The sequence below is a fragment of the Oxalobacteraceae sp. CFBP 8761 genome, from assembly GCA_014841595.1.
Classification (GTDB): Bacteria; Pseudomonadota; Gammaproteobacteria; order Burkholderiales; family Burkholderiaceae_D; genus Telluria.
The window spans coordinates 164,429-190,444 of record JACYUE010000005.1 but is presented as its reverse complement, the minus strand read 5'-3'; the positions used below and the strand labels follow the sequence as shown (position 1 = coordinate 190,444).

24 protein-coding genes are annotated in these 26,016 nt (G+C 62.6%); 19 read left to right on the top strand and 5 right to left on the bottom strand.

Going from position 1 to position 26,016, the window contains the following annotated elements; genetic code table 11:
* Nucleotides 1-54 precede the first annotated feature (54 nt).
* The 3 genes from IFU00_21945 (at nt 55) to IFU00_21935 (ending at nt 2,109) form a co-directional block, all read left to right on the top strand.
* Nucleotides 55-1,119, top strand: coding sequence for an MBL fold metallo-hydrolase (locus tag IFU00_21945; protein ID MBD8544944.1), 1,065 nt, complete (start codon nt 55-57; stop codon nt 1,117-1,119).
* A 263-nt stretch (nt 1,120-1,382) separates the two neighbouring features.
* Nucleotides 1,383-1,796: a hypothetical protein gene (locus IFU00_21940; protein MBD8544943.1), complete on the top strand. Its 414-nt coding sequence runs from the start codon at nt 1,383-1,385 to the stop codon at nt 1,794-1,796.
* A 139-nt stretch (nt 1,797-1,935) separates the two neighbouring features.
* Nucleotides 1,936-2,109 (top strand): hypothetical protein, encoded by a 174-nt coding sequence (locus tag IFU00_21935; GenBank protein MBD8544942.1) that lies wholly within the window; start codon nt 1,936-1,938, stop codon nt 2,107-2,109.
* 34 nt (nt 2,110-2,143) lie between these two features.
* Here IFU00_21935 and IFU00_21930 read toward each other — a convergent pair whose 3' ends face one another.
* Together IFU00_21930 and grxD are read right to left on the bottom strand one after the other, a co-directional pair.
* Nucleotides 2,144-2,746, bottom strand: coding sequence for a UbiX family flavin prenyltransferase (locus tag IFU00_21930; GenBank protein MBD8544941.1), 603 nt, complete (start codon nt 2,744-2,746; stop codon nt 2,144-2,146).
* Nucleotides 2,747-2,750: 4 nt separating this feature from the next.
* Nucleotides 2,751-3,065, bottom strand: a complete 315-nt coding sequence (grxD, locus tag IFU00_21925) for a Grx4 family monothiol glutaredoxin (GenBank protein ID MBD8544940.1) — start codon at nt 3,063-3,065, stop codon at nt 2,751-2,753.
* Between the two features lie 32 nt (nt 3,066-3,097).
* Between grxD and IFU00_21920 the strand changes: the two genes are divergently transcribed.
* Both IFU00_21920 and IFU00_21915 read left to right on the top strand, forming a co-directional pair.
* A complete protein-coding gene (locus IFU00_21920) occupies nt 3,098-3,496 on the top strand; it encodes a hypothetical protein (protein MBD8544939.1) in 399 nt (132 codons plus the stop codon).
* A 92-nt stretch (nt 3,497-3,588) separates the two neighbouring features.
* Nucleotides 3,589-3,873, top strand: a complete 285-nt coding sequence (locus IFU00_21915; GenBank protein ID MBD8544938.1) for a hypothetical protein — start codon at nt 3,589-3,591, stop codon at nt 3,871-3,873.
* 10 nt (nt 3,874-3,883) lie between these two features.
* Here IFU00_21915 and IFU00_21910 read toward each other — a convergent pair whose 3' ends face one another.
* Nucleotides 3,884-4,333, bottom strand: a complete 450-nt coding sequence (locus tag IFU00_21910) for a GNAT family N-acetyltransferase (GenBank protein ID MBD8544937.1) — start codon at nt 4,331-4,333, stop codon at nt 3,884-3,886.
* A 10-nt stretch (nt 4,334-4,343) separates the two neighbouring features.
* Complete coding sequence (locus tag IFU00_21905; GenBank protein ID MBD8544936.1) at nt 4,344-6,695, bottom strand: RNA-binding transcriptional accessory protein; 2,352 nt, start codon at nt 6,693-6,695, stop codon at nt 4,344-4,346.
* Between the two features lie 234 nt (nt 6,696-6,929).
* On the opposite strand from IFU00_21905, the gene IFU00_21900 reads away from it, so the two are divergent.
* Entirely contained in the window at nt 6,930-10,043 is a 3,114-nt protein-coding gene (locus IFU00_21900; GenBank protein ID MBD8544935.1) for a DEAD/DEAH box helicase, read from the top strand.
* A 101-nt stretch (nt 10,044-10,144) separates the two neighbouring features.
* Here IFU00_21900 and IFU00_21895 read toward each other — a convergent pair whose 3' ends face one another.
* Nucleotides 10,145-10,393, bottom strand: coding sequence for a DUF3297 family protein (locus IFU00_21895; GenBank protein MBD8544934.1), 249 nt, complete (start codon nt 10,391-10,393; stop codon nt 10,145-10,147).
* 205 nt (nt 10,394-10,598) lie between these two features.
* Between IFU00_21895 and IFU00_21890 the strand changes: the two genes are divergently transcribed.
* From IFU00_21890 to IFU00_21830, 13 genes are all read left to right on the top strand, one after another.
* Nucleotides 10,599-11,696, top strand: coding sequence for a HAMP domain-containing histidine kinase (locus IFU00_21890; protein MBD8544933.1), 1,098 nt, complete (start codon nt 10,599-10,601; stop codon nt 11,694-11,696).
* Nucleotides 11,697-11,819: 123 nt separating this feature from the next.
* On the top strand, nt 11,820-12,500 hold the full coding sequence (locus IFU00_21885) for a response regulator transcription factor (GenBank protein MBD8544932.1): 681 nt from the start codon (nt 11,820-11,822) through the stop codon (nt 12,498-12,500).
* A 276-nt stretch (nt 12,501-12,776) separates the two neighbouring features.
* On the top strand, nt 12,777-13,487 hold the full coding sequence (locus IFU00_21880; GenBank protein MBD8544931.1) for a transposase: 711 nt from the start codon (nt 12,777-12,779) through the stop codon (nt 13,485-13,487).
* Nucleotides 13,488-13,738: 251 nt separating this feature from the next.
* A complete protein-coding gene (locus tag IFU00_21875; GenBank protein MBD8544930.1) occupies nt 13,739-18,454 on the top strand; it encodes a glutamate synthase subunit alpha in 4,716 nt (1,571 codons plus the stop codon).
* A gap of 32 nt (nt 18,455-18,486) precedes the next feature.
* The gene (locus IFU00_21870) at nt 18,487-19,950 is read left to right on the top strand and encodes a glutamate synthase subunit beta (protein ID MBD8544929.1); all 1,464 of its coding nucleotides are present in this window, start codon (nt 18,487-18,489) and stop codon (nt 19,948-19,950) included.
* 414 nt (nt 19,951-20,364) lie between these two features.
* Nucleotides 20,365-21,168, top strand: a complete 804-nt coding sequence (locus IFU00_21865; GenBank protein MBD8544928.1) for an ABC transporter ATP-binding protein — start codon at nt 20,365-20,367, stop codon at nt 21,166-21,168.
* Nucleotides 21,165-21,947, top strand: coding sequence for a lipid asymmetry maintenance ABC transporter permease subunit MlaE (gene mlaE / locus IFU00_21860; GenBank protein MBD8544927.1), 783 nt, complete (start codon nt 21,165-21,167; stop codon nt 21,945-21,947). The genes IFU00_21865 and mlaE overlap by 4 nt, the downstream gene beginning before the upstream one ends.
* A gap of 24 nt (nt 21,948-21,971) precedes the next feature.
* Nucleotides 21,972-22,442 carry an outer membrane lipid asymmetry maintenance protein MlaD gene (gene mlaD / locus IFU00_21855; protein ID MBD8544926.1) on the top strand — a complete coding sequence of 157 codons (471 nt, stop codon included), beginning with the start codon at nt 21,972-21,974 and terminating at the stop codon, nt 22,440-22,442.
* Entirely contained in the window at nt 22,442-23,188 is a 747-nt protein-coding gene (locus IFU00_21850; GenBank protein MBD8544925.1) for a VacJ family lipoprotein, read from the top strand. Before mlaD ends, IFU00_21850 begins: the two co-directional genes overlap by 1 nt.
* Nucleotides 23,189-23,203: 15 nt before the next feature.
* Nucleotides 23,204-23,854, top strand: coding sequence for an ABC transporter substrate-binding protein (locus tag IFU00_21845; GenBank protein ID MBD8544924.1), 651 nt, complete (start codon nt 23,204-23,206; stop codon nt 23,852-23,854).
* Nucleotides 23,854-24,129, top strand: a complete 276-nt coding sequence (locus tag IFU00_21840) for an STAS domain-containing protein (protein ID MBD8544923.1) — start codon at nt 23,854-23,856, stop codon at nt 24,127-24,129. The genes IFU00_21845 and IFU00_21840 overlap by 1 nt, the downstream gene beginning before the upstream one ends.
* Before the next feature lie 199 nt (nt 24,130-24,328).
* Nucleotides 24,329-25,243: an ABC transporter ATP-binding protein gene (locus IFU00_21835; protein MBD8544922.1), complete on the top strand. Its 915-nt coding sequence runs from the start codon at nt 24,329-24,331 to the stop codon at nt 25,241-25,243.
* Nucleotides 25,240-26,007: an ABC transporter permease gene (locus IFU00_21830; protein MBD8544921.1), complete on the top strand. Its 768-nt coding sequence runs from the start codon at nt 25,240-25,242 to the stop codon at nt 26,005-26,007. Before IFU00_21835 ends, IFU00_21830 begins: the two co-directional genes overlap by 4 nt.
* Nucleotides 26,008-26,016: the final 9 nt, after the last annotated feature.

The following is a 26,016-nucleotide window of genomic DNA, read 5'->3' as shown; positions in this document are numbered from 1 at the left end:
CGTTGCGTCGTATTGTAGCGCGCCCGCCGTTCCGCCTGAAAAGGAAAGATTTGCATGAATGCGCTTGAGTCCCAACTGTCGTATGCGTTTGGTGAGACGATCCCTGCACCGGGGGCCGTGGTCGACATCGTCCCCGGCCTGCGCTGGGCCCGCATGCCGCTGCCATTTGCGCTGGACCACGTCAATCTGTGGCTGCTGCAGGACGACGTGGAAGAGGGCGGGGCGCTGCGCACTGGCTGGAGCCTGATCGACACCGGCGCCGGAACCGACGCTACCCGCGCCGCCTGGGAACAGCTGCTGGCCGACGGGCTGGCCGGGCAGCCGCTGGTACGGGTCATCGCCACGCACTGCCACCCCGATCATGTGGGACTCGCGGGCTGGCTGTGCGAGCGCTTCGCTGCGCCGTTCTGGACCACGACCGGCGAATTCGGTTTCATGCGCATGATGGCAGCGGCGCTGCCGGGTGTGGATGGCCCCTCCGCCATCCCGCATTTCGCGCGCCACGGCCTGCGCGACGCCGCGATGCTGGATCAGATGGGCAGCCGTCGCAACTACTATCCGTCACTGGTGCCGAGCGTGCCGCTGGCCTATACCCGGTTGCAAGACAAGCAAGATGTCACAGTTGGGGGGCAATTGTGGCGCGTGATCACCGGCTTCGGTCACTCGCCCGAACACGCCGCGTTGTACTGTGAGAGCCGCAACATCCTGGTGTCGGGCGACATGGTCTTGCCGCGTATTTCGACGAACGTCTCGGTGTTTGCCGTGGAGCCTGATGGCAACCCGTTGCAACTGTATCTGGACTCGCTGGGCAAGTTCGCCGACCTGCCCGACGATGTACTGGTGCTGCCATCCCACGGCAAGCCGTTTCGCGGGCTGCACACGCGCATCCGGCAGTTGCGCGAGCACCACGTGGAACGGCTGGCCGAGGTGCTCGCGGCCTGCGCCGTTCCCCGCTCGGCCGCCGAGATCGTGCCCATCATGTTCCGCCGCCCCCTTGATGCGCACCAGCTCAGTTTTGCACTGGGTGAAGCGCTCGCGCACTTGCACAAGCTCTGGTATGACGGTCAATTGACCCGGGCGACAAATGCCGATGGGGTGTTAGTTTTCACGCGAAATTAACATCCGATATGTCACCATCGGATACATTTTGAACAGGACAGGCATTCTCCAGGACTGTTCTAAGTAATGGTACGTAGTTGTTTCATTCCCGATCAGACGATTTTACATGCCAGGCATTCTTGTGAGGATTGCTGTGGGGAATACGGCAAATCGCATGTAAAAACTATTGAAAAACCACATGTTTGTTACTTTTTAGTTGTATAGTGTAAACATGAGGTTTCTCGTCTGGAAGAGCCTTCCTTTGTCCAACAACAAGTACCGCAATGAATTCAACCAACGAACGGGAGAGCTTCAGCGAACGCCTCCAGCATGCTCTGAAGAACGCTCACTACTCCCCTGACAGCCCTACGCGTCTGGCGCGAGAATTTAATATCCGCTTTGAAGGCCGCCCGATCACGGTCCATGCCGCCCGCAAGTGGCTGGTCGGTGAAGCCATTCCAACACAGGAAAAATTGCGCATGATCGCCCAGTGGCTGGGCGTGCCTGCCGACTGGTTGCGTTTTGGCGGCGCCGAGCAGGCTGCCGGCGAGGCTGGTGCTGCCAGCGCGCGCTTTGAATCGGCCGACGTCAAGCTGATCGCCGACCTGCAGCGCCTCGATGAGCACCACCGCCAGCTGGCGCGCGAATTCATTCGCATGCTGGTGCGTGTGAATCATACGAAGCCGGACGCGAAGTAAACGTCGATCGCAGTAGCGTTATTGCTGGTTTGCACTTTTGTCGTGCAGAACAGTACAAATGGGCTGGTCTGGTCCATAATCTGATCAGGTGGTAGCAGTTTCCGCCACCGTTTCAGGTTCACCCAGGAGCAGCTGACGCATGCGAAACAACTACGCCAATACCGCCCAGCTCAAGGATTTGATGACGGTGCCGCCGATGACGGCAGCGCGTCATGCTGAACTGATGCGAGAACGCAACGCCCGGCGGCGAATGCTCGAAGAAGCGCGTGACTTGAAAAAGTCCGAAGACAACCGTTACGACGACAAACGCTGAGACAACCCATGCCGGCGCAAGCCGGCATGCCGGTTCATCCTGCCATGTCGTTCTGTTCTGCTTTCATGCCGCCCCAGCGCGCGGCATGGGAATTTTCTATCCCCAGCAAGTCCACGACACGGTCCACCGTGTGCTCGACCATGTCCGCGATCGTCGCAGGCCGGTGGTAAAAACTCGGCAAGGGCGGGAAGATGATGCCGCCCATTTCGGTCACCGACGTCATATTGCGCAAGTGGGCCAGGTTGAACGGGGTCTCGCGCACCATCAGCACCAGGCGCCGGCGTTCCTTGAGGATGACGTCGGCAGCGCGGGTGACGAGGTTGTCCGAGAAACCGTGGGCCACGGCGGCCAGGGTTTTCATCGAGCAGGGCGCGACGACCATGGCGTCGACCTGGTACGACCCGCTGGCAATGGACGCGCCAATATCGCGGTTGCGGTGCACGACGTGGGCCAGCGCTTCGACGTCCCTGCGCTGCAGGCCGAGTTCCTGGTGCAGCGTCAGCGTGGCGGCGTCGGAAATGATCAGGTGGCTTTCGATACCTGGCGTTGCGTGCAGCCGCTTGAGCAGCTGCACGCCATAGGTTGCGCCGGTCGCGCCGGTGAGGGCGACAACAATGCGGCGCGGGCGCTCAGTCATGCAATCAGCCGTTTTTCAGCAGGGTCTGCAGTTCGCCCGATTCGTACATCTCGTTCATGATGTCGGTGCCGCCGATGAACTCGCCGTTCACGTACAGCTGCGGCACGGTTGGCCAGTTCGAGTAGTCCTTGATGCCCTGACGCACTTCAGCGTCGTCCAGCACGTTCACGGTGGCGACGTTGTCGACGCCACACGCTTTCAGCAGCTGGATGGCACGGCCGGAAAAGCCGCACTGCGGGAACTGGGCGGTGCCTTTCATGAACAGCACGACCGGGGTCGAGGTCACGGTGTCTTTGATCCAGGTTTGAACGTCGCTCATTTGATGTGTGCCTTTTGGAGAGGAATGGGTAGATGGCGCCATTCTATAAGAATTCGACGTGGACGGCATCGGTGACCATCACGGCGCTGCGGTATCATGCCCGGTTCAAGATGACGGGAAACACGATGAAGAACACGTTTGCTACCTTGCCCATCGCGGCCCTGTGGGTTTTTGCCGCGCTGCTGGGCTTGCCGGCACTGTATGACGGCGCCAATGCCTTGAGAAGCGGCCGCGCGGTCGACGTCTTCGTCCAGATCGGCCCGTTGATGATGGCGCTGTTCCTGGCCTGGTGCGCGCTGCAGCGGCGCGCCGGCAGGCTGGCGCTGCTGACCTCGCCACGCGTCACGCTGATCGGCTTCATCTGTTTTGGCGCCTTCGCCGGGTGCTTCCTGATCAAGCTCGTGCTGCGCAACACGACCCTGTTCGCCTGAGCCCCTGACCGCTGCGTCAAGGCATGCGTCAGTGCCTGCGCCCGGCATTGCGGTATGATCGCGCCGTTTGTCACCATCCACCGGAGCACCCGATGCAGCAACCCCGCCGCCGCGTACCATCGCCGAACGCGAACCTCGTGATCGCCGCCCTGCTGGGCATTCCCGGCATCCTGAATATCTACACGGGGTTCACGCGCCCGAGTCCGGGCGACATCCTGTCGGGACTCGCCGCGCTGATCTACGCGCTGCTGCTGGTGCGCGATGCAATGCACATCAAGAAGACGGGCGCGCCGGCGATCCCGCAGCACAAGATGCTGCTGATCGGGTTTGGCTGCCTGGGCGTGTACCTGATCGGCATCCTGATCAAGCACAGCTGAAGCAACGGCGTCAGGGCAGGCGCCGGCCGAGACAAACCGATGCCGCGCGGCCGACATACCGGCCGTAGGGCGCCACCTGCACATAACCGTGCCGTTCGTAGAACGCCACCGCGCGCGCATTCACGCGCCGCGTCGACAGCCACAACTGGCGGTAGCCGCATGCCGCGGCGTGCCGCTCGAGTTCTGCCAGCACGTGCGCGCCGGCCCCGCTGCCGGGCCGCGCATACATCCGCTTGAGTTCCCCGATATCGCCCGCGAGCGCGCGCACGGCGCCGCAGCCGACTGCGCTGCCATCGGCGTCGTAGGCCAGCACGAAGCAGACGCCCGCGCCCCGACAATCCTGTGGATCGAACGAGGCCGCGCCGGTTTCGCCCGTGATCGCCGCCAGCGCCGCATCGAGTTCTGCAACAACGCGCAGGGCATCGGCGTGGCCGGGATCGACGTGGGCGAGGCGCAGCATCGGCTGCCTGTTATTTGCGCAGCTTGGCAAACGCATCGGCCATCGCGCCGCCGGCCGGCGCCGCCGTGCGTTCCTGGCGCTGGTGCTGCTGCACGCGTCTGGCGTCGTTGCGGTCGGGGCGCTGTGCAGGCTGCGCGCCCGGCTGCGGCGCGCTGTCCGTCAGGCGCATCGTCAGCGCGATGCGCTTGCGCTTCGGGTCCACTTCCAGCACCTTGACCTTCACCACCTGGCCGGCCTTGACGACCGTGTGCGGGTCTTTGACGAACGTGTTCGACAGCGCCGAGATGTGCACCAGGCCGTCCTGGTGCACGCCGATGTCGACGAATGCGCCGAACGCGGCGACGTTGGTGACCACGCCTTCCAGGATCATGTCGGGGCGCAGGTCCGAGATCTGCTCGACGCCATCCTTGAAGGTGGCCGTGGTGAACTCGGGCCGTGGATCGCGGCCCGGTTTTTCCAGCTCTTTCAGGATGTCAGTGATGGTCGGCACGCCGAACTTGTCGTCCGCATACCTGGCCGGGTTCAGGCTTTTAATGAGCGCACCGTCGCCGATCACGGCTTTCATGTCGCGCTTGACGTCGAGCAGGATTTTTTCGACGAGCGGGTACGACTCCGGGTGCACGGCCGATGCATCCAGCGGGTTGGCGCTGTTCATCACGCGCAAAAAGCCCGCTGCCTGCTCGAAGGTTTTCTCGCCCAGGCGCGGCACTTTTTTCAGCGCCGCACGCGAGGCGAATGCACCATGCGTGTCGCGGTATGCCACGATGCCCTGCGCGACCGTGGACGACAGGCCGGACACGCGCGCCAGCAGCGGCGCCGACGCGGTGTTCACGTCCACGCCGACGGCATTCACGCAATCCTCGACCACGGCGTCGAGCGAGCGCGCCAGCTGGCTTTGCGACACGTCGTGCTGGTACTGGCCCACGCCGATCGACTTCGGATCGATCTTGACCAGTTCGGCCAGCGGGTCTTGCAGGCGGCGCGCGATCGAGACGGCGCCGCGCAGCGATACGTCCATGTCGGGCAGCTCGCGTGACGCGAATTCGGACGCCGAATAGACCGATGCGCCGGCTTCCGAGACGACGATTTTCGTCAGCTTCAGGTCGGGCTGCTGCTTGATCAGATCCTGCGCCAGCTTGTCGGTCTCGCGCGAGCCGGTGCCATTGCCGATCGAGACCAGCGACACATTGTGTTTCGCAGCCAGGAGACCCAGCGTGTGCAGCGCGCCATCCCAGTCGTTGCGCGGCTGGTGCGGGTAGACCGTGGCGGTATCGACCACCTTGCCGGTGGCGTCGACCACCGCGACCTTCACGCCGGTGCGCAGGCCAGGGTCCAGGCCCATCGTCGCGCGCGGACCGGCCGGCGCGGCCAGCAGCAGCGCCTTCAGGTTGCGCGCAAAGACGCCGATCGCATCGAGTTCGGCCTTGTCGCGCAGCGCGCCCATCAACTCGGTATCCAGGTGCATGAAGCTTTTCACGCGCCAGGTCCAGCGCGCCGTATCGAGCAGCCATTTGTCGGCCGGGCGGCCCTGCGCCTTGATGCCGAAGCGCGCCGCGATGCGGCCTTCGCACGGATTGAGCGGCGCGTCCCACTTCGGTTTTTCGGGCTCGGAATCCAGGCGCAGCGCCACGTCCAGCATGCCTTCGCGGCGGCCGCGCAGGAGCGCCAGTGCGCGGTGTGACGGTACCGCGGCCAGTGGCTCGCTGTAGTCGAAATAGTCGGCGAATTTTTCGCCTTCGTCCTGTTTGCCGGCGACGACCTTCGATTCGACGACGCCGTGTTCCTGCACGTACTCGCGCAGCGTCTGCAGCAGCGCGGCGTCTTCGGCGAAACGCTCCATCAGGATCTGGCGCGCGCCATCGAGCGCCGCTTTGGTATCAAGCACGCCGGGGTTGGCACCGCCGTCGGCATTGGTGAATGCATCGCGCAGATAGTCCTTCGCAATGGCCTCGGGATCCTGCTGCGGGTCGGCCAGCAGGGTCTCGGCAAGCGGGGCCAGGCCCGCCTCGATCGCGATCTGCGCCTTCGTGCGGCGCTTCTGCTTGTACGGCAGATACAGGTCTTCGAGACGCGTTTTATCTTCGGCCAGTGCGATCGATTCCAGCAGCGCCGGCGTCATCTTGTTCTGCTCCGTGATCGACGCGATGATCGATGCGCGCCGGTCTTCCAGCTCGCGCAGATAGCGCAGGCGCTCTTCGAGAAGGCGCAGCTGGATGTCGTCCAGGCCGCCGGTGGCTTCCTTGCGGTAGCGCGCGATGAACGGCACGGTGGCGCCTTCGTCGAGCAGGGCGATGGCGGCAGCCACCTGGGCTGGCCTGGCGGCGAGTTCTTTGGCGAGGCGTTGTTCGATGGAGGGCAGCATAGGCAGTGATGAAGCGAGGATCGTGGACCAAGCGGCCAATGATACGCAAACAGCGCCGATACGCCAGTCTTGACAGCGTCAGACGAACATGAGAGAACAGTCGGTTGGCAAAAGACACACGCGTTGCGTGCGCGCACCATTTGTCTGCAAGGTGCGATTCCGAACAAATCGGAAGTGTTCGTATGCGAGATAATAGTCGTTATTGCCGTTTTTAATACCCTGCCACGAGACCCAATGACAACAGTCGATTATCTTCGCGATAAAGCCAGCGACGCACCCGCAGCCCGCACGCCCGCACGTTCTCCGGCCTTGCCGGCGCCGGTCGTGAGCTGGTTGCAGCGGGTCGAGGCAGCGGCGCATCCGCAGCCGAAGCTGACCGACGAAGTGGTCGACCCCAAGGCCGCGCAGTACAAGTTCGTCTACGTGATGGCGCCCACCAGCGGCGGGCGCCACGTGGCGCTGTGCCTGTGCAAGGCGCGCCTGCGGCCGAACGGCGACGTCGCCGTGGCCAGTCCCGTCAGCGAAGTCTTTTCGCTCCTGTCGGCGCCGCCGGCGTATCTCGAAGGCGACGACATCGACTTGGTGCGCTTTTTCATCGCCATGCGCAGCGGGTCGGCGCAAGGCACCAGCGCCACTGAACCGAAAGGCAAGGTCGGCGCGATCCTGCTGCAGATGCTGCTCGAACAGGGCAAGCTGCTGTGGGCGAACTCATGGGCCGACATGGCCGGTGGTCTGGTCTACCCGCTGCAGGGCGGCCCGACCCGCCTGGCCAGCCTGGCATGGCGCGACGAAGGCCGCGTCGCAAAGCTCGGCTGGTCAGTCGAACCCGTGGGCGGCGCAGCCGCGCACAGCGCCGCCGACCAGATCGACTACATGCTGCCGACCGATCCGCCGTGGTACATCGACAATCTGTCGTGCGGGCCGCTCGAGCTCAATCGCGGCGGCATCGACATCTCGCTGGCCGAACTGCAGGCGCTGGTGGCGCAGGCGCCGACGCTCACCGGCACCGACAAGAAACGCGTCTCGCAACTGCTGCTCGCGCACGGCCTGCAGCAGCTGATGCCGCTGCCGCAGCCGCTCACGCAGCGCCTGCGCAATGACGTCAAACCGATCCCGCACCTGCTGCTCGATGCGGTGCAGCTGGCTGACGGCAGCGCCGCGCGCTGGCAGGACTTCGCCGTGCTGGCGTTTGATTACGACGGTCAGCGCGTCTCGTTCGACCCGTCCCAGCGCGTCGTGCGCCAGGTGGGCGACCTCACCGAAATCATCGAGCGCGACCCCAAGCTTGAAAGCGATGCGCTCGACAAGCTGGGCGAGATCGGTTTCCGCAAGCCGGCGACGGCGCCGCTGAACGTGATGGCCGGCGCGCTGCAGCTCGAGAGCCAGGCGCACTGGCTGCGCTTTGCCGAGCAGTCGGTCGATGCGCTGTCCGACGCTGGCTGGCACCTGCAAAAATCGCCCAAGTACCGCTATGACGTGGTGCCGGTCGAAGACTGGTACGCCGACATCGACGAACCAGCGGAAGCAGGCAATGCCTGGTTCGAACTGGAGCTGGGCATCGTGGTGGCCAAGAAGCGCGTGCCGCTGCTGCCGGTGCTGGTGCAGCTGATTCGCAGCGCGCCGCTCGAATTCGATCCGAGCGTGCTGGCCGCGCACGCCGAGTCCGACCAGATGCTGGCCGTGCTGCCCGATGGCGAGCGCGTGGCGCTGCCGTGGGGGCGCCTCAAGCCCATCCTGGCCACGCTGGGCGAGCTGTATTTCAATGACAAGATCAAGGCGCGCCTGCGCCTGTCGACGCTCGATGCAGCGCGGCTCGAAGAGCTGGCGCGCGGCGTCGAGCTGCAATGGACCGGCGGCGAGCGCCTGCGCGAGACCGGCCGCAAACTGAGCCAGTTCGGCGCCGTGAAAAAAGTCGAGGCGCCAGCCGGCTTGCAAGCCACCTTGCGCGACTACCAGCTCGATGGCCTGGCGTGGATGCAGTTCCTGCGCGAGTATGACCTGGGCGGCATCCTGGCCGACGATATGGGTCTGGGCAAGACGGTGCAGACGCTGGCGCACATCCTGGTCGAAAAAGAAGCGGGCCGCTTGACCAGCCCGGCGCTGGTGATCGCGCCAACGAGCCTGATGGCCAACTGGTTCGACGAAGCCGCGCGCTTTGCCCCGAGCCTCAAAGTGCTGCTCTTGCAGGGCAAGGAGCGCATGGAGTCGTTCGACCAGATCGACGGCGCCGACATCGTGCTGACCACCTACGCGCTGCTGCCGCGTGACGAGGAAGAACTGCGCAAGCACCACTATCACTTGGTGATCCTGGACGAATCGCACTACATCAAGAACACCCGCTCCAAGGCAGCGCAGACGGCCGGCTCGCTCGACGCCAGCCACCGCCTGTGCCTGTCCGGTACGCCGCTCGAGAATCACCTGGGCGAGCTGTGGTCGCAGTTCCACTTCCTGATTCCGGGCCTGCTGGGCGACGAGAAAACCTTCAATACCCAGTTCCGTCATCCGATCGAGCGCCAGGACGATCCGGTGCGCCGCACGCTGCTCAATCGCCGCATCCGGCCGTTCCTGCTGCGCCGCACGAAGGACAACGTGGCCAAAGAGCTGCCGCAAAAGACCGAAATGGTGCGTCGCATCGAGCTCTCCGGCCCGCAGCGCGACCTGTACGAAACGGTGCGCCTGGCGATGGACAAGAAAGTGCGCGACGAGATCGACCGCAAGGGCGTGGCGCGCAGCCAGATCGTGATCCTCGAGGCGCTGCTCAAGCTGCGCCAGGTGTGCTGCGATCCGCGCCTGGTCAAGTCGATGCCATCCAAAAAGAACACGGCGGCGGTGTCGGCCAAACTGACCGACCTGATGCAGATGGTCGAAGACCTGCTGGGCGAAGGCCGCAAGATTCTCGTCTTCTCGCAGTTCACCAGCATGCTGGCGCTGATCGAAGAAGAACTCACGCTGCGCAAGATCCCGTATGCGCTGCTCACCGGCGAGACGCGCGACCGCTCGGCGCAAGTGGCGGCATTCCAGCAGGGCGCAGTGCCGATCTTTTTGATCAGCCTGAAAGCGGGCGGCGTCGGGTTGAACCTGACGGCGGCCGATACCGTGATCCACTACGATCCGTGGTGGAATCCGGCGGCCGAGAATCAGGCAACCGACCGCGCCTGGCGCATCGGACAGGACAAGCCGGTGTTCGTCTACAAACTGATTGCCAAGGGCACGCTGGAAGAAAAGATCCAGCTGCTGCAGCAGAAGAAGTCGGAGCTGGCGCACTCGATCCTGTCCGAAGGCGAGTCGCAGAAGATGGCGCTGACGCAGGAAGACCTGCAGGCGATCTTCGCACCGCTGGCAGAGTAATCGATTCGGGAGGGCTAGTAAGCGCCGCGCAAGCTGGCGCTGGTATATATATAGAAAAATGGCGGGCTCGCGAGCCCGCCATTGTTGTATCGACCAAAGTTTTACGCGTAATACGCTTCGACCTTGCCTTTCAGCTTGATCAGCATCGGGCGGCCTTTGCGGTCGAGGGTCTTGCCGGCGGCGACCTTGATCCAGCCTTCGCTGATGCAATACTCTTCGACGTCGGTACGGTCCTTGTCGTTGAAGCGGATGCCGACGTCGTGCTGGAAGACGTCACGGTTGTGAAATGGGCTGCTCGGATCGATCGAGAGCCGGTCTGGGAGCGGGGGGCGGGTAGCGGTATCGTTCATAGTGGTGAAATTATCGCCCAAACCCTGCCGGTATGGCGCAATTGTTTCGTTTGCCACGTGGATTCCATGCTGGATTGCCTTCTTTCATTCCCTCATGAAACCATATTTTGCATTTTGCAAAGCAATATGTCACAGACAAGTGATGGTCGCGGTATACTAGCTGGTCGATACATTGCCCGTAACTGTTGGTGAAGAAAGAGGTCCAATGAAGTCCAGTCCGATTGCCGCCACCGCGTCTGCCATTCCGGTTCCCGCCGGCGATGCCGAGATGCTCACCGGCCGGCAACTGCGCACGATCGCCGAACTGGGAGACGACGTGGCCTTTGCCATTGCACTGCCTGTGGGGAGCGTGCGTTATCTGAGTCCGGCATTTGCGGCCCTGAGCGGCTATGACGCCGCCACGCTGCAGAACGCGCTCGATGGCGACAGCGCCTCGCCGCTGGCGCCGCTGGCAGCGTGGTTGCGCGCGATGGCCACTGGCAAGCCGGGGGTGCGCAACCGGCGCGAATTCGACTTGTTCGATGCCGAGCGGCGCCCGCTGGCGCTGGAAGCCCTGGCCATCGTGCCGGCCGATGACAAATCGGCCCTGGTCGGCCTGCTGCGCGACCTGTCGGCGCGACGCGGCCACGACAGCGAATACAAACGGTTTGCCAGCATGCTCAATCACGAGTTCCGTACGCCGCTGGCGACGATCGATGGCGCAATCCAGCGGCTGGAAGCCACATCCACGCATGCCGAGGAATCGGTGCGCGTTCGCTATCGCAAGATCGGCGCCGCGGTCGACCGCCTGATCGGGATGCTCGATGAATACCTGTCGCCGGATCGCATGGCCACGCTCGGGCGCACCCGCCAGCCCAACACCATCACCGTCGGGGAACTGGTCGAGACGGGTGCTGCCCAGATCCGCAGCGCCGGGCGCGCTGCCGTACTGCAGCTTGACGATGTCGCCTCGATCCTGCGCGGCGAACCGGAAGGCCTGCGGCTGGCGCTGAAGGTCATGATCGACAATGCGCTCGCGTTTTCGCCGCCCGCTGCCGATGTGACGGTGCGCGTGCGGCGCAGCGGTGGCGGCGTCGAGATCGCCGTACTGGATGGCGGTGCCGGCGTGCCACCGGACGATGCGTCGCGCGTTTTCGACAAAGGGTATCGCGGCCGCAACGCCGCTGGCCTGCCAGGCAGCGGTCTGGGGCTGTATATGGCGCGCTCGATCATCGAAGTCCATGGTGGCGTGCTGAGTCTGGCACCAGGGCAACAGGGCGCCGGCGCCGAGTTCCGGCTCTGGATGCCGGCGCTGGTCTTATAGAGGTTATAGAGGAATAACTCCTTGCTTCAGGTAGCCTCAGCAGTGATAATCGGGACCGCGCTTCGGCGTGGATAACGCTACCATCGGTATCAACGACGGGCAGGTGACTAATATGGCAAGGGCATGACGCAGATACTGATTGTTGAAGACAATGGCGAATACGCCGACGACATGGCCGAGTTCCTGAAGGAGCTGGACCACGACGTCACGATCGCCCGGACCGCCAGCGAAATGTGGGCGGCGCTGACGCGCACGCCGGCTGCGGTCGTGGTGCTCGACCTCGGGCTGCCAGACGAAGATGGCTTCAATGTCATCCCGCGCATGCGCCAGCTGTACCCGGAAATCGGGTTACTGGTACTCACAGGCCGGGTGGCGTTCGACCACCGCATCCTGGGCCTTCGCCTGGGCGCCGACCATTACCTGACCAAGCCGATCAAGTTCCCGGAACTGGCCGCGCACATCGAGGCACTGGACCGCCGGGTACGCCCGCAGGATCCGGCGCCCGCCCCGAGCAAGTGGATGCTGCGCGTGAGCGCGCGCCAGCTCGAGCTGATGGGCAAGGTGGTCGACCTGACCGAAAAAGAGTGCAACTTCCTGCACCTGTTGACGATCAACACGCGCCCGGTGCCGCGCCACGTGATCGTCGCCGGCATGGGGGGCGACGACCCCGACGCCAGCCGCCGCGTCGACATGCTGGTCTACCGCCTGCGCAAGAAAGCCCGCTCCGGCCTCGGCCAGGATCTCCCCCTGCGCAGCGCCTACGGCGAAGGCTACAGCCTCTCCGCCGGCTTCACCCTCTCCTGACCCGCCTCAACCCTCTCCCAATGAGGGTCAGAGTCGAATTATTGGCCAATTTCCACTCAGACAATTAGGGTCAGAGTCGAATTATTGGCCAATTTTCTTTGGGAAATTGGCTGGATTACACAATTGCGGCTGAAAAGTCGGGCGATAAATTGCGTCTGTACTTATTCTCAAATAATTGGGGACAGAGTCGGCAGTATTTCGCGAGCTCTTGCGTTTAATTAGGGACAGAGTCATTTTCCATTGTAGAATTCGGATTCCTCACGCACATCCGACGCCATGGCACGCCAACCTCGACTCATCGTTCCCGAGCAACCGCACCACGTAATTCAGCGCGGCAATAACCGCCAGATCATTTACAGGGACGAGGCGGACTACCAGCGATTTCTCGTCTGGCTCAAGGAAGGCGCGCGGTTTTATGACGTGGCAATCCATTCATACGTCTTGATGCCGAACCATGTTCACCTGCTGGCAACACCGAGCGACGCCACCGGCCTGGCACTGATGATGCAGAAGGTTGGCCGACTCTATGTTCCATGGTTTAACCACAAGTACGAGCGCAGCGGTGGCTTGTTCGAGGGACGTTTCCGCACCTCGCTGATCGACTCGGACCGGTATTTCATGACCTGCAGCCGCTACATCGAGCTCAATCCGGTGCGCGCGCAACTTTCCGTCAGCCCCGGCGACTATCCATGGTCGAGCTATGCCCACCATGCCGGTGCGCGTCTGGATACGCTCGTCAGCGACCACAGCCTGTTCTGGGCATTGGGCAACACGCCATTCCAGCGCGAGGCCGCGTATATCGACATGGTGCAGCAAGGCTTGTCATCCGAGGAGGTAGATTTCATCACCACCTCGATTCTGCGAAACAAGCCATTGGGATCGGACTCGTTCAAAAGCCAGCTCGAGCAAAAAACACAACGCCAGATCTTGCCAGCCAAGCGTGGCCGACCTTTTAATCCACCGCTTCCACCGTTCGCACAAGCCTGAAACAGCGCAATTCCCGACACAACGGCACGGTTATTCGTGCCGTTTTTTATTGCGAAAACCTATTTAAAATCAATAGCTTAGGTTGCAGCGACGAGCACCCCTACAAACTAGAATGACTCTGTCCCCAATTATCGTCTTTCTCAAAAAGTTGTCAAACAATTCGACTCTGACCCTAATTATTGAGGTTGACGGGGGATTTTGCATTGCACTATTCTCGGCATTCGATCCCGTAAAGATGTGGAGAATGTCGCATGATTGCCCAAGGTTTGTATGATCCCGCCAATGAACACGATGCTTGCGGTGTTGGCTTCATCGCCCATATCAAGGGCAACAAGAGTCATTCCATTGTTGAACAGGGTCTGTTGATTCTGAAGAACCTCGACCACCGGGGCGCTGTGGGCGCCGATGCGCTGATGGGCGACGGGGCGGGGATTCTGATCCAGATCCCGGACCAGTACTACCGCGACGAGATGGCGCGTCAGGGCGTCGAGTTGCCGCCGCCTGGCGAGTACGGCGTCGGCATGGTGTTCTTGCCGAAAGAGCATGCGTCGCGCATCGCCTGCGAGCAGGAGATTGAACGCGCCGTGCGCATCGAAGGCCAGGTCGTTCTTGGCTGGCGCAACGTGCCGGTCGATGCAACGATGCCGATGTCGCCGTTCGTGCGCGCCAAGGAGCCGGTGATCCGCCAGATCTTCATCGGCCGCGGCCCGGACATCATGGTCACCGATGCACTCGAACGCAAGCTGTACGTCATCCGCAAATCGTCCGGCCACGCGATCCAGGCCCTCAAACTCCTGCACGGCAAGGAATTCTTCGTGCCGTCGATGTCGGCGCGCACCGTCGTCTATAAAGGTCTGCTGCTGGCCGACCAGGTAGGCGTGTTCTACAAGGATCTGCAGGATCCGCGCTGCATCTCGGCCCTGGCCCTGGTCCACCAGCGCTTCTCGACCAACACCTTCCCCGAGTGGCCGCTGGCCCACCCGTACCGCCTGATCGCCCACAACGGCGAGATCAATACCGTCAAGGGCAACTTCAACTGGACCCGCGCGCGCGAAGGCATCCTCAAGTCGGCTGTCCTGGGCGACGATCTGAACAAGCTGTTCCCGCTGATCTATGAAGGCCAGTCGGATACCGCCTGCTTCGACAACGCGCTCGAACTGCTGATCATGGCCGGCTACCCGATCGCCCAGGCGATGATGATGATGATCCCGGAAGCCTGGGAAAATCACGCGTCGATGGACGACAACCGCCGCGCCTTCTACGAATACCACGCCGCGATGATGGAGCCGTGGGACGGCCCGGCCGCGATGGCCTTCACCGATGGCCGCCACATCGGCGGTACGCTCGACCGCAACGGCCTGCGCCCGGCGCGCTACGTCATTACCGAGGACGACCTGGTCGTCATGGCGTCCGAATCGGGCGTGCTGCCGATTCCCGAATCGCGCATCGTCAAGAAGTGGCGCCTCCAGCCGGGCAAGATGTTCCTGATCGACCTCGAAGCGGGTCGCATCATCGACGACAAGGAACTGAAGGACACCTACGCCAACGCCAAGCCGTACAAGGCGTGGATCAAGTCGGTGCGCATCAAACTCAATGAAATCAAGCTGACCGAGTCGCAGCTGGCCGCCGGCCGCGCGAAGGATGCGCAGGGCGAAAAGCCGGCGCTCACGCTGCTCGACCGCCAGCAGGCGTTCGGCTACACGCAGGAAGACCTGAAGTTCCTGATGGCGCCGATGGCCGTGCTGGGCGAAGAAGCCACCGGCTCGATGGGCAACGACTCGCCGCTGGCCGTCACGTCCAACAAACTCAAGCCGCTGTATAACTACTTCAAGCAGCTGTTCGCGCAAGTGACCAATCCGCCGATCGATCCGATCCGCGAAAGCATGGTCATGTCGCTGGTCTCGTTCATTGGCCCCAAGCCGAACATCCTCGACACCAACAACGTCAACCCGCCGATGCGCCTCGAGGTCGCGCAGCCGATCCTGAACTTCGACGACATGGCGCGCCTGCGCAATATCGGCCAGCATACCGGCGGCAAGTTCAAGGCCTATGAGCTGAACATCTGCTACCCGGTCGCCTGGGGCAAGGAAGGCATCGAAGCGTCGCTGGCCTCGCTGTGCGCCGAAGCGGTCGATGCGGTCAAGTCGGGCCACAACATCCTGATCGTGTCGGATCGCCGCATGTCGCCCGACCTGGTCGCGATTCCTGCGCTGCTGGCCACTTCCAGCGTGCACCAGCACCTGGTGGCGCGCGGCCTGCGCGCCTCCGCCGGCCTCGTGATCGAAACCGGCTCGGCGCGCGAGACGCACCACTTTGCGCTGCTGGCCGGCTACGGCGCCGAAGCCGTACACCCGTACCTGGCCCTCGAAACGCTGGCCGAATTGGCGCATGGCATGCCGCAGGAACTGTCGGCCGAGACGGTCAGCTACAACTACATCAAGGCTGTCGGCAAGGGCCTGATGAAGGTGATGTCCAAAATGGGCATCTCCACCTACATGTCGTACTGCGGCGCGCAGATCTTCGAGGCCGTGGGCCTGAACAAGTCGCTGGTCGACAAGTACTTCAAGGGCACCTCGTCGAATATCGAAGGCATTGGCCTGTTCGAAGTGGCCGAAGAAGCGCTGCTCCTGCACGCGCTGGCCTTCGGCGCCGATCCGGTGCTGGCCAATGCGCTGGACGTCGGCGGCGAGTACGCCTTCCGCGTGCGCGGCGAAGACCACCTGTGGACGCCGGACACGATCGCCAAGCTGCAGCACGCGACGCGCGCCAACAACTTCTCGACCTATAAGGAATACGCGCAGCTGATCAACGACCAGACGCGCCGTCACCTGACGCTGCGCGGCCTGTTCGAATTCAAGATCGACCGCGACAAGGCGATCCCGATCGAAGAAGTCGAATCCGCCAAGGACATCGTCAAGCGCTTTGCCACCGGCGCCATGTCGCTCGGCTCGATCAGCACCGAAGCCCACGCCACGCTGGCCATCGCGATGAACCGCATCGGCGGCAAGAGCAACACGGGCGAGGGCGGCGAAGATCCGGCGCGCTACATGAACGAATTCAAGGGCATTGCGATCAAGAAGGGCGAGTCGCTGGCGTCGCGCCTGGGCGATGGCCGTGTCGTGGTCGACATCCCGCTCGAAGACGGCGACTCGCTGCGCTCCAAAATCAAGCAGGTGGCGTCGGGCCGCTTTGGCGTCACCGCCGAATACCTGAACTCGGCCGATCAGATCCAGATCAAGATGGCGCAGGGCGCCAAGCCGGGCGAAGGCGGCCAGCTGCCGGGCCATAAGGTGTCCGAGTACATCGCGTCCCTGCGCTTCTCGGTGCCGGGTGTCGGCCTGATTTCGCCGCCGCCGCACCACGACATCTATTCGATCGAAGACCTGGCCCAGCTGATTCACGACCTCAAAAACGTGAACCCGCGCGCCTCGATCTCGGTCAAGCTGGTCTCGGAAGTGGGCATCGGCACGGTCGCTGCCGGCGTCTCGAAAGCCAAGGCGGATCACATCGTCGTCGCCGGCCACGATGGCGGCACGGGCGCTTCGCCCCTGTCGTCGGTCAAACACGCCGGCACGCCGTGGGAACTGGGCCTGGCCGAGACCCAGCAGACGCTGGTGCTCAATGGCCTGCGTAGCCGCATCCGCCTGCAAGCGGACGGCCAGATGCGCACCGGCCGCGACGTCGTCATTGCGGCGATGCTGGGTGCCGACGAAGTGGGCTTTGCCACCGCGCCGCTGGTGGTCGAAGGTTGCATCATGATGCGCAAGTGCCACCTGAATACCTGCCCGGTGGGCGTGGCCACGCAAGACCCGGTGCTGCGCGCGAAATTCCAGGGCAAACCAGAGCACGTGGTGAACTACTTCTTCTTCGTCGCCGAAGAAGCCCGTCAGATCATGGCGCAGCTGGGCATCCGCACCTATGACGAACTGATTGGCCGCGCCGACCTGCTCGACAAATCCAGGGCGATCGGCCACTGGAAGGCGCAGGGCCTGGACTTCTCGAACATCTTCTACCAGCCGAAAGTCGAGAGCCAGCGCGCCCTGTTCCACACCGAAGGCCAGGACCATGGCCTGGATAAAGCGCTCGATCACAAGCTGATCGCGCAAGCCAAGGCGGCACTGGAAAAGGGCGAGCGCGTCTCGTTCATCTCGCCGGTCAAGAACCTGAACCGCACCGTCGGCGCCATGCTGTCGGGCGAAGTCGCCACGCGCTACGGCCATGCCGGCCTGCCGGACGACACGATCCACATCCAGCTGCAAGGCACGGCGGGCCAGTCCGCTGCTGCCTTCCTGGCCGGCGGCATCACGATGGACCTGGTTGGCGAAGGCAACGATTACGTCGGCAAGGGCCTGTCGGGCGGACGCATCATCGTGCGGCCGAACACCGAGTTCCGTGGCTGGGCGGTCGACAACATCATCGTCGGTAACACCGTGCTGTATGGCGCGATCTCGGGCGAAGCCTTTTTCAACGGCGTGGCCGGCGAGCGCTTCGCGGTGCGTAATTCAGGCGCCACGGCCGTCGTCGAAGGCTGCGGTGACCACGGTTGCGAATACATGACCGGCGGGACGGTGGCGGTGCTGGGCGACACCGGCCGCAACTTCGCCGCCGGCATGTCGGGCGGTGTGGCCTTCGTGTACGACCCGAAGGGCGAATTTGAAGCGCGCTGCAACACGACGATGGTCAACCTCGAGCGCGTGCTGGCGTCGAAAGACCAGACCGACCCGGCAGCCTGGCACAGCCAGTCGCGCACCAGCGAGCGCGAGTCGGACGAAGCGATCCTGCGCCGCCTGATCGAGCGCCACTTCAAGTACACCGGCAGCACGCGTGCGCGCAACCTGCTCGACGACTGGGCCAACAGCCGCAGCAAGTTCGTCAAGGTGTTCCCGACCGACTACAAGCGCGCGCTCGAAGAGATGCACTTCTCGAGCATGGAAGAAGCGAACGACAAGATCGATCAGGCCGCGTAAGCAGCCGCGGACCAACGACCAAGGAAAATATTGTGGGCAAAATTACCGGTTTCATGGAATTCGAACGGCAGGAAGAGGATCATCTCGAACCGGTCGCGCGTCTGAAGAACTACAAGGAATTCGTCATCACGCTGACCGACGCGCAGGCGAAAGTGCAGGGCGCGCGCTGCATGGATTGCGGCATCCCGTTCTGTAATACGGGCTGCCCGGTCAACAACATCATCCCGGACTGGAACGACCTGGTCTTCCATGGCGATTACCGCCACGCGCTGGAAAACCTGCACTCGACGAACAACTTCCCCGAGTTCACCGGTCGCATCTGCCCGGCGCCGTGCGAGTCGGCCTGCACGCTCGGGATCAACGACGACCCGGTCGGCATCAAGTCGATCGAGCGCAAGATCATCGATACGGGCTGGGAGCACGGCTGGGTGGTGCCGCAGCCGCCCGAACAGCGCACGGGCCGCAAGGTCGCCGTCGTCGGTTCCGGGCCTGCCGGCCTGGCCGCGGCCCAGCAACTGGCGCGCGTCGGCCACGATGTGACGGTGTTTGAAAAGAGCGATCGCCTGGGCGGCCTGCTGCGCTACGGGATCCCCGACTTCAAGATGGAGAAGGACCTGATCGACCGCCGCGTCGAACAGATGCAGGCCGAGGGTGTCACGTTCCGTACCGGCGTCCTGATCGGCAAGGACTTCCCGGCCAGTGTGAGCAATATGGCGCGCGACACCATCTTCCCGGAAGACCTGGAAAAAGAATTCGACGCCGTCATCATGGCCGGCGGCGCCGAGCAGCCACGCGACCTGCCGGTGCCGGGCCGCCAGCTCAAGGGCGTGCACTTCGCGATGGACTTCCTGCCGCAACAAAACCGCGTCAATGCCGGCGACAAGCTGAAGGACCAGCTGAAAGCCACCGGCAAGCACGTGATCGTCATCGGCGGCGGCGACACCGGCTCGGACTGCGTCGGCACCTCCAATCGCCACGGCGCGGCGTCGGTGACGCAATTCGAACTGCTGCCACAACCACCGGAGCACGAAAACAAGCCACTGGTCTGGCCTTACTGGCCGACGCGCCTGCGCACCTCGTCGTCGCACGAAGAAGGTTGTGAGCGCGACTGGGCGGTGGCGACCAAGCGCCTGGAAGGCAAGGGCGGCAAAGTCGAGAAGCTGATCGCCTGCCGCGTCGAATGGAAGGACGGCAAGATGACGGAAGTGCCGGATTCGGAATTCGAACTGAAAGCCGACCTGGTGCTGCTGGCGATGGGCTTTGTTTCGCCGGTGCAGCAGGTGCTCGATGCGTTCGGCGTGCAGAAAGACCCGCGCGGCAATGCCCGCGCCACCACCGAGGGGGACCTGGCTTACCAGACGTCGAACCCGAAAGTATTTACGGCGGGCGACATGCGGCGTGGCCAGTCGCTGGTGGTGTGGGCGATCCGCGAAGGCCGTCAATGCGCGCGCGCGGTCGATGAGTTCCTGATGGGCTCGTCTGTCTTGCCGCGCTAAGACATAGGTTGAATGGCGGTCGTGCAATGCGACCGCCATGTTCGCCAGCTTGCAAATAGCCTGGCGACAAATGCATGACAAACTATTTATAAACTGTCACTTGCTAATTCGCAAAGCCAGCCCCAATTGATGCTGCGATGCAAAATAGCCTGGCACGCTGTTGCCAGATGAAGCGGGCTGCATCGTACGGTTTATGTAAATATGTTTCAATTATATTGATTCCTAACAAGGAATCGCAATATTGTCATGTATGCATAATCCAATGAAAACAATTGCTTACAACGTTAAATAGCTGACTGAACAGTTATTAGTGTTGTAATGTCACGTCGCCAGCCGGGGGTAAAATCGGGTCCCTCAAGCGGGTAAATAGCTTTCTGCACTACAATACCGGATTCTCTAACCTCAAATGATGCTGTGTCGAACCTAGTCGAAATCCGCGATCTGCATTTTGCTTACGGTGAGCGTTCCATTCTGTCGAATCTGCGCATGGATTTCCCACGTGGCAAGCTCATTGCTGTCATGGGCGGGTCCGGTTGCGGCAAGACGACGGTGTTGCGCCTCATCGGTGGCCAGATTCGCCCCCAGCGTGGCGAAGTCCGCATTGGCGGCGAAGTCGTGCACAGCCTCGATACGCAGGGGCTGTACCGCCTGCGCCGGCGCATGGGCATGCTGTTCCAGTTTGGCGCACTGTTTACCGACCTGTCGGTGTTCGATAACGTGGCGTTTCCGCTGCGCGAGCACACCGACCTGCCCGAAGAACTCATCCGCGACCTCGTGCTCATGAAGCTCAACGCCGTGGGCCTGCGCAATGCGCACCGCCTCAAGCCGGCCGAGATTTCGGGCGGCATGGCGCGTCGCGTGGCCGTGGCGCGCGCGGTGGCGCTCGACCCTGAACTGATCATGTACGACGAGCCGTTCGCCGGCCTTGACCCGATCTCGATGGGCGTGACCGCCAATCTGATCCGCAACCTGAACGACGCCCTCGGCTCGACCTCGATCCTCGTCTCGCACGATGTGAAAGAGTGCTTCGCGATTGCCGATTACGTCTACTTCATGTCCGCTGGCAAGATCGTTGCAGAAGGCACGCCGACCGAACTGCGCGTGTCGACCGACCCGTACGTGCGCCAGTTCGTCAACGCCGAACCGGACGGTCCGGTGCCGTTCCATTATCCCGGCAAGACGCTGGCCGACGACCTGGGCCTGGGAGCGCGCACATGATCGCCCGTTTCCTCGGTTACATCGGTTGTACCGTGCGCGAAGGGCTGGCCGGTCTCGGCTTTGCCATCCGCTCGTTCCTCAGCATCCTGCGCGTGTCGCCAGGCGCATTCCGCCGCCCGGGTTTGATTTCCGAGCAGATCCACTTCATCGGTAACTACTCGCTGGTGATCATTGCCGTGTCCGGCCTGTTCGTCGGCATGGTGCTGGGCCTGCAGGGCTATTACACGCTGAACCAGTACGGCGCCGAGCAGATGCTGGGCCAGGTCGTTGCGCTGTCGCTCGTGCGCGAACTGGGTCCGGTCGTCACCGCGCTGCTGTTTGCTGGCCGCGCCGGTACGTCGCTGACGGCGCAGATCGGCCTCATGAAAGCAGGCGAGCAATTGTCGGCCATGGAAATGATGGCGATTAATCCGGTCCAACGGGTGCTGGCGCCGCGTTTTTGGGCAGGCGTGATCGCCATGCCAGTGCTGGCGACGGTGTTTTCGGCCGTTGGCGTGATGGGCGGCTACCTTGTCGGCGTGAAATTGATTGGCGTGGACGAAGGTTCTTTCTGGGCCCAGATGCAATCTGGCGTCGATGTGCGCGCTGACGTACTGAACGGCGTGATTAAAAGCTTTATCTTTGGCATCGCCGTGACCTTTACTGCCCTGTTCCAGGGGTACCAGGCCCAGCCGACGCCGGAAGACGTCTCGCGTGCGACCACGCGTACTGTCGTGATTGCATCGCTGCTGGTCTGGGGGCTGAACTTCGTCATGACCGCCCTGATGTTCAATAAATAACTAACACGGTTTTAGGGTAATAAAATGCATCGCAAAACTATCGACGTCTGGGTTGGCCTGTTCGTGCTGCTGGGCTTGGCTGCACTGCTGTTCCTGGCTTTCCAGGCCGGCAATTTGAAGTCCATGTCGTTCGGGCAGACGTATTCCGTCAGCGGCCGCTTTGACAATATCGGCGGCCTCAAGCCGCAGGCACCCGTCAAGAGCGCCGGTGTGGTGGTCGGCCGCGTGGGCGAGATTGCCTTTGATGACAAGAGTTTCCAGGCATCTGTGCGCCTCGATTTGGACACCGACTATAAATTCCCAAAAGATAGTTCGTTGAAGATCCTGACCGCGGGCCTGCTTGGCGAGCAATACATCGGCATTGAAGCCGGTGGCGACACGAACAATCTGGCCGAGGGTGATCGCATCATTCGCACCCAGTCGGCGACAGTCCTCGAAGACTTGATCAATCAATTTATCTACAGCAAGGCTGCTGATGGAAAGGAAGGTAGTTAATGAACTACACCAACTCGCTTTCGCACGTGCGTCTCTGTGCCGCCGCCGCTGCTGTCCTGGTCCTGACCGGTTGCGCGACGACCGCGAACAATCCGCAGGATCCGCTCGAAGGCTATAACCGCGCCGTCTATTCGTTCAACGATGCCGTTGACCGCACCGTGCTCAAGCCCACCGCGACCGCCTACAAGAAGGTCGTACCGGGCTTTGCCCAAACGGGCGTGAACAATTTCTTTGGCAACCTGTCGGATGCCTGGAGCTCGATCAATAACTTCCTGCAGGGCAAGGGCGAAGCCGGCGCGACCGATTTCGGCCGCGTGGCGGTCAATTCGACCTTCGGCATTTTCGGTCTGCTGGACATCGCATCCGAAGCCGGCATGCAGAAGCACAACGAAGATTTCGGCCAGACGCTGGGCAAATGGGGCGTACCGAGCGGTCCGTACTTGATGTTGCCGCTGCTGGGCCCATCTACGGTGCGTGACACCGCAGCGCTGCCGGCCGACAGTGCCGGCAACATCTGGCGCTACAAGACGCCGGTCAACTGGCGCAATGTCGGCACCGGTGTCAACCTGATCGACAAGCGCGCCACGCTGCTCGACGCCTCGGGCCTGATGGAAGACGCCGCACTGGACCGCTATGAGTTCCTGCGCGACGGCTATCTGCAGCGCCGCCAGAGCCAGGTCTACGACGGCAATGTGCCGCGCCAGGCCGATGACGTCGCCGAGCCAGCACCTTCCGAAACGAAGTAAGTTGAAAGGAATACGATGAAGCCATTCATGCACCTGATCGCCGCCGCCGCAGTCACCGCTGCCTTTTCCACGAGCGTGATCGCTCAGCCAGCCGCCAGCGCCGAAGCGCCGGACGTGCTGGTCAAGCGCATCAGCGCCGAAGTGATCGACAGCGTCAAGAACGACACGGCGATCCAGTCGGGCGACCGCAGCAAGATCATGGGTCTGGTCAATACCAAGATCCTGCCGTATGTCGATGCCGAGAAAATGACCCAGCAAGCCGCTGGCCGTCACTGGCGCACCGCCACGCCGGATCAGCAAAAACGCCTGACCACCGAGTTCCGTAATCTGCTGGTCTACACGTACTCCGGTGCGCTGTCGACCATCAAGAACGAAACCGTCGAGTTCAAGCCGATGCGCGCAGCCGCCACCGATACCGATGTCGAAGTGCGCTCGCAGGTCAACGTTGCGCGCGGTGAGCCGATCACGCTGAACTACCGCCTGGCCAAGAACGGCAACGGCTGGAAGATCTATGACGTGAACATCCTGGGCGCCTGGCTGGTCGAGACCTACAAGAGCACCTTCAACAGCGAGATCAGCAAGAGCGGCGTCGATGGCCTGATCAAGCGCCTGGCCGACCGCAATGCGCAACTGGCGTCCAAGCCGCTGGCAGCGCCGGGCAAGTAATGGCTGAGGCAAATCCCATGCTGACGATCGACGCCATGACCTTCGACAGCGCCCGCCTGGCGCTGGCGCAGGGTGAGGCAGCGATCGGTCTTGGTGAGACCGTGTTCGACCTGGCCGGCGTGAAGTCGGCCGATTCGTCGGGTGTGGCCCTGCTGCTGGCCTGGCAGCGCCGTGCGCTGAGCGCCGGGCACCGGCTCACGTTCATCAACGTGCCGGACAACGTGCGCAAGCTGGCGGCCCTGTACGGGGTCGACACGCTGGTCGCACCAGCATGAATACGGGCAGCTTCGGCTGCCCGTTTTTTTTCTTCCGCGTTTCACATCTGCTCCTACGGCGTCCGCCGGGTTTCTCCGCCTGGCCCGCTTGACATGGCAATTTCACCTATAATGGACTGTTTCCCTGCACGGTCCTGGTGCGTTCCCCAGCCGGCCTCCGTTTTGTTTTGACTATCGCGCGTCGCGCCTCCCATTTCGCATGACTGCAATCCAGATTGACCGTGTCGAGAAGAGCTACAAAGGCTTCAAGGCGCTCAAGGGCGTGTCCCTTTCCATCGAAGAGGGCGAGTTCTTTGGCCTGCTGGGCCCGAATGGCGCCGGCAAGACCACCCTCATTTCCACCATCGCGGGCCTGATCCGGCCCGACGCCGGCAGCGTGAAAATCCACGGCCACGATGTCGTCACCGATTTTCGCGAAGCGCGCAAGCGCCTGGGCGTCGTGCCGCAGGAGCTGGTGTTCGATCCGTTCTTCACGGTGCGCGAAACGCTGCGCCTGCAGTCGGGCTACTTCGACATCCGCAACAACGATGGCTGGATCGATGAAGTGATGCACAACCTCGACCTGACCGACAAGGCCGACGTGAACATGCGCGCGCTGTCGGGCGGCATGAAGCGGCGCGTGCTGGTGGCGCAGGCCCTCGTGCACCGTCCGCCGGTGATCGTACTGGACGAACCGACCGCCGGCGTCGACGTCGAACTGCGCCAGACGCTGTGGAAGTTCATCGCGCGCCTGAACCGCGAAGGCGGCCACACGGTGGTGCTCACCACCCACTATCTCGAAGAAGCGCAGGCCATGTGCCAGCGCGTGGCGATGCTCAAGCAGGGCAATGTGGTGGCGCTCGACACGATGAGCACTCTGCTGCGCCGCGTCTCGGGCTCGCAGCTGGTCGTGCATCTGAAGTCCGGCGCACTGCCGGCCGAACTGCGCCCGCTCGTGTCGCACGACGAACCTGCCAACAACAACAAATACACGCTGCGCGTGAACGACTACGCCGACGTCGAACCGATCCTGGCGCGCCTGCGCGAAGCGGGCGCCGTGATCGACGAGATGCAGCTGCAGCAGGCCGACCTGGAAGACATCTTCATCCAGATCATGGAAGAGGGTAAGCAATGAATCTGTTCTCCATCGGGTTCCGCACCCTGTTCTACAAAGAGTCGCTGCGCTTCTGGAAGGTGGCCACGCAGACCGTCGCCGCGCCGGTCGTCACCGCCATGCTGTACCTCGTCATCTTCGGCCACGTGCTCGACGGCCGGGTCGAGATGCTCGAAGGCGTGGCCTACACGTCGTTCCTGATTCCCGGCCTGGTCATGATGAGCGTGCTGCAAAACGCGTTCGCCAATTCGTCGTCGTCGCTGATCCAGTCCAAGATCAGTGGCAACCTGGTCTTCATTCTGCTCGCGCCGCTGTCGCACGCCGAGATCCTGGCGGCGTATGTCGGCGCGGCGGTGCTGCGCGGGATCGCCGTTGGCGCCGGCGTGTTTGCGATTACCGCCTGGTTCGCGCACCTGACGTTTGTCGCGCCCGTGTGGATCGTCGTGTTCGCGATCCTGGGCGCGGCCATTCTCGGCACGATGGGCGTCATCGCCGGCATCTGGGCCGAAAAATTCGACCAGCTGGCCGCGTTCCAGAACTTCCTGATCATGCCGGCCACGTTCCTGGCCGGGGTGTTCTATTCGGTACAAAAACTGCCGCCATTCTGGCTGGCCGTCTCGCATTTCAACCCGTTCTTTTATATGATTGACGGGTTCCGTTACGGGTTCTTCGGCCAGTCCGACGTGTCGCCGTGGACCAGCCTGACCATCGTGTCCGTGTTCTTCGCGGTGCTGACGGCCATGGCGATCAACCTGCTCAAGCGCGGCTACAAGCTGCGCCACTAAAAATTTTTG

What these genes read in the sequence shown, in the direction of transcription:
- IFU00_21830 (MBD8544921.1), top strand. Translation starts at nt 25,240, where the DNA reads ATGAATCTGTTCTCCATCGGGTTCCGCACCCTGTTCTACAAAGAGTCG.
- IFU00_21895 (MBD8544934.1), bottom strand. Translation starts at nt 10,393, where the DNA reads ATGAACGATACCGCTACCCGCCCCCCGCTCCCAGACCGGCTCTCGATC.
- IFU00_21915 (MBD8544938.1), top strand. Translation starts at nt 3,589, where the DNA reads ATGCAGCAACCCCGCCGCCGCGTACCATCGCCGAACGCGAACCTCGTG.
- IFU00_21930 (MBD8544941.1), bottom strand. Translation starts at nt 2,746, where the DNA reads ATGACTGAGCGCCCGCGCCGCATTGTTGTCGCCCTCACCGGCGCGACC.
- IFU00_21940 (MBD8544943.1), top strand. Translation starts at nt 1,383, where the DNA reads ATGAATTCAACCAACGAACGGGAGAGCTTCAGCGAACGCCTCCAGCAT.
- IFU00_21910 (MBD8544937.1), bottom strand. Translation starts at nt 4,333, where the DNA reads ATGCTGCGCCTCGCCCACGTCGATCCCGGCCACGCCGATGCCCTGCGC.
- IFU00_21900 (MBD8544935.1), top strand. Translation starts at nt 6,930, where the DNA reads ATGACAACAGTCGATTATCTTCGCGATAAAGCCAGCGACGCACCCGCA.
- IFU00_21890 (MBD8544933.1), top strand. Translation starts at nt 10,599, where the DNA reads ATGAAGTCCAGTCCGATTGCCGCCACCGCGTCTGCCATTCCGGTTCCC.
- IFU00_21835 (MBD8544922.1), top strand. Translation starts at nt 24,329, where the DNA reads ATGACTGCAATCCAGATTGACCGTGTCGAGAAGAGCTACAAAGGCTTC.
- IFU00_21840 (MBD8544923.1), top strand. Translation starts at nt 23,854, where the DNA reads ATGGCTGAGGCAAATCCCATGCTGACGATCGACGCCATGACCTTCGAC.
- IFU00_21845 (MBD8544924.1), top strand. Translation starts at nt 23,204, where the DNA reads ATGAAGCCATTCATGCACCTGATCGCCGCCGCCGCAGTCACCGCTGCC.
- IFU00_21935 (MBD8544942.1), top strand. Translation starts at nt 1,936, where the DNA reads ATGCGAAACAACTACGCCAATACCGCCCAGCTCAAGGATTTGATGACG.
- IFU00_21875 (MBD8544930.1), top strand. Translation starts at nt 13,739, where the DNA reads ATGATTGCCCAAGGTTTGTATGATCCCGCCAATGAACACGATGCTTGC.
- IFU00_21880 (MBD8544931.1), top strand. Translation starts at nt 12,777, where the DNA reads ATGGCACGCCAACCTCGACTCATCGTTCCCGAGCAACCGCACCACGTA.
- IFU00_21905 (MBD8544936.1), bottom strand. Translation starts at nt 6,695, where the DNA reads ATGCTGCCCTCCATCGAACAACGCCTCGCCAAAGAACTCGCCGCCAGG.
- IFU00_21920 (MBD8544939.1), top strand. Translation starts at nt 3,098, where the DNA reads ATGGCGCCATTCTATAAGAATTCGACGTGGACGGCATCGGTGACCATC.
- grxD (MBD8544940.1), bottom strand. Translation starts at nt 3,065, where the DNA reads ATGAGCGACGTTCAAACCTGGATCAAAGACACCGTGACCTCGACCCCG.
- IFU00_21850 (MBD8544925.1), top strand. Translation starts at nt 22,442, where the DNA reads ATGAACTACACCAACTCGCTTTCGCACGTGCGTCTCTGTGCCGCCGCC.
- IFU00_21945 (MBD8544944.1), top strand. Translation starts at nt 55, where the DNA reads ATGAATGCGCTTGAGTCCCAACTGTCGTATGCGTTTGGTGAGACGATC.
- IFU00_21885 (MBD8544932.1), top strand. Translation starts at nt 11,820, where the DNA reads ATGACGCAGATACTGATTGTTGAAGACAATGGCGAATACGCCGACGAC.
- mlaE (MBD8544927.1), top strand. Translation starts at nt 21,165, where the DNA reads ATGATCGCCCGTTTCCTCGGTTACATCGGTTGTACCGTGCGCGAAGGG.
- mlaD (MBD8544926.1), top strand. Translation starts at nt 21,972, where the DNA reads ATGCATCGCAAAACTATCGACGTCTGGGTTGGCCTGTTCGTGCTGCTG.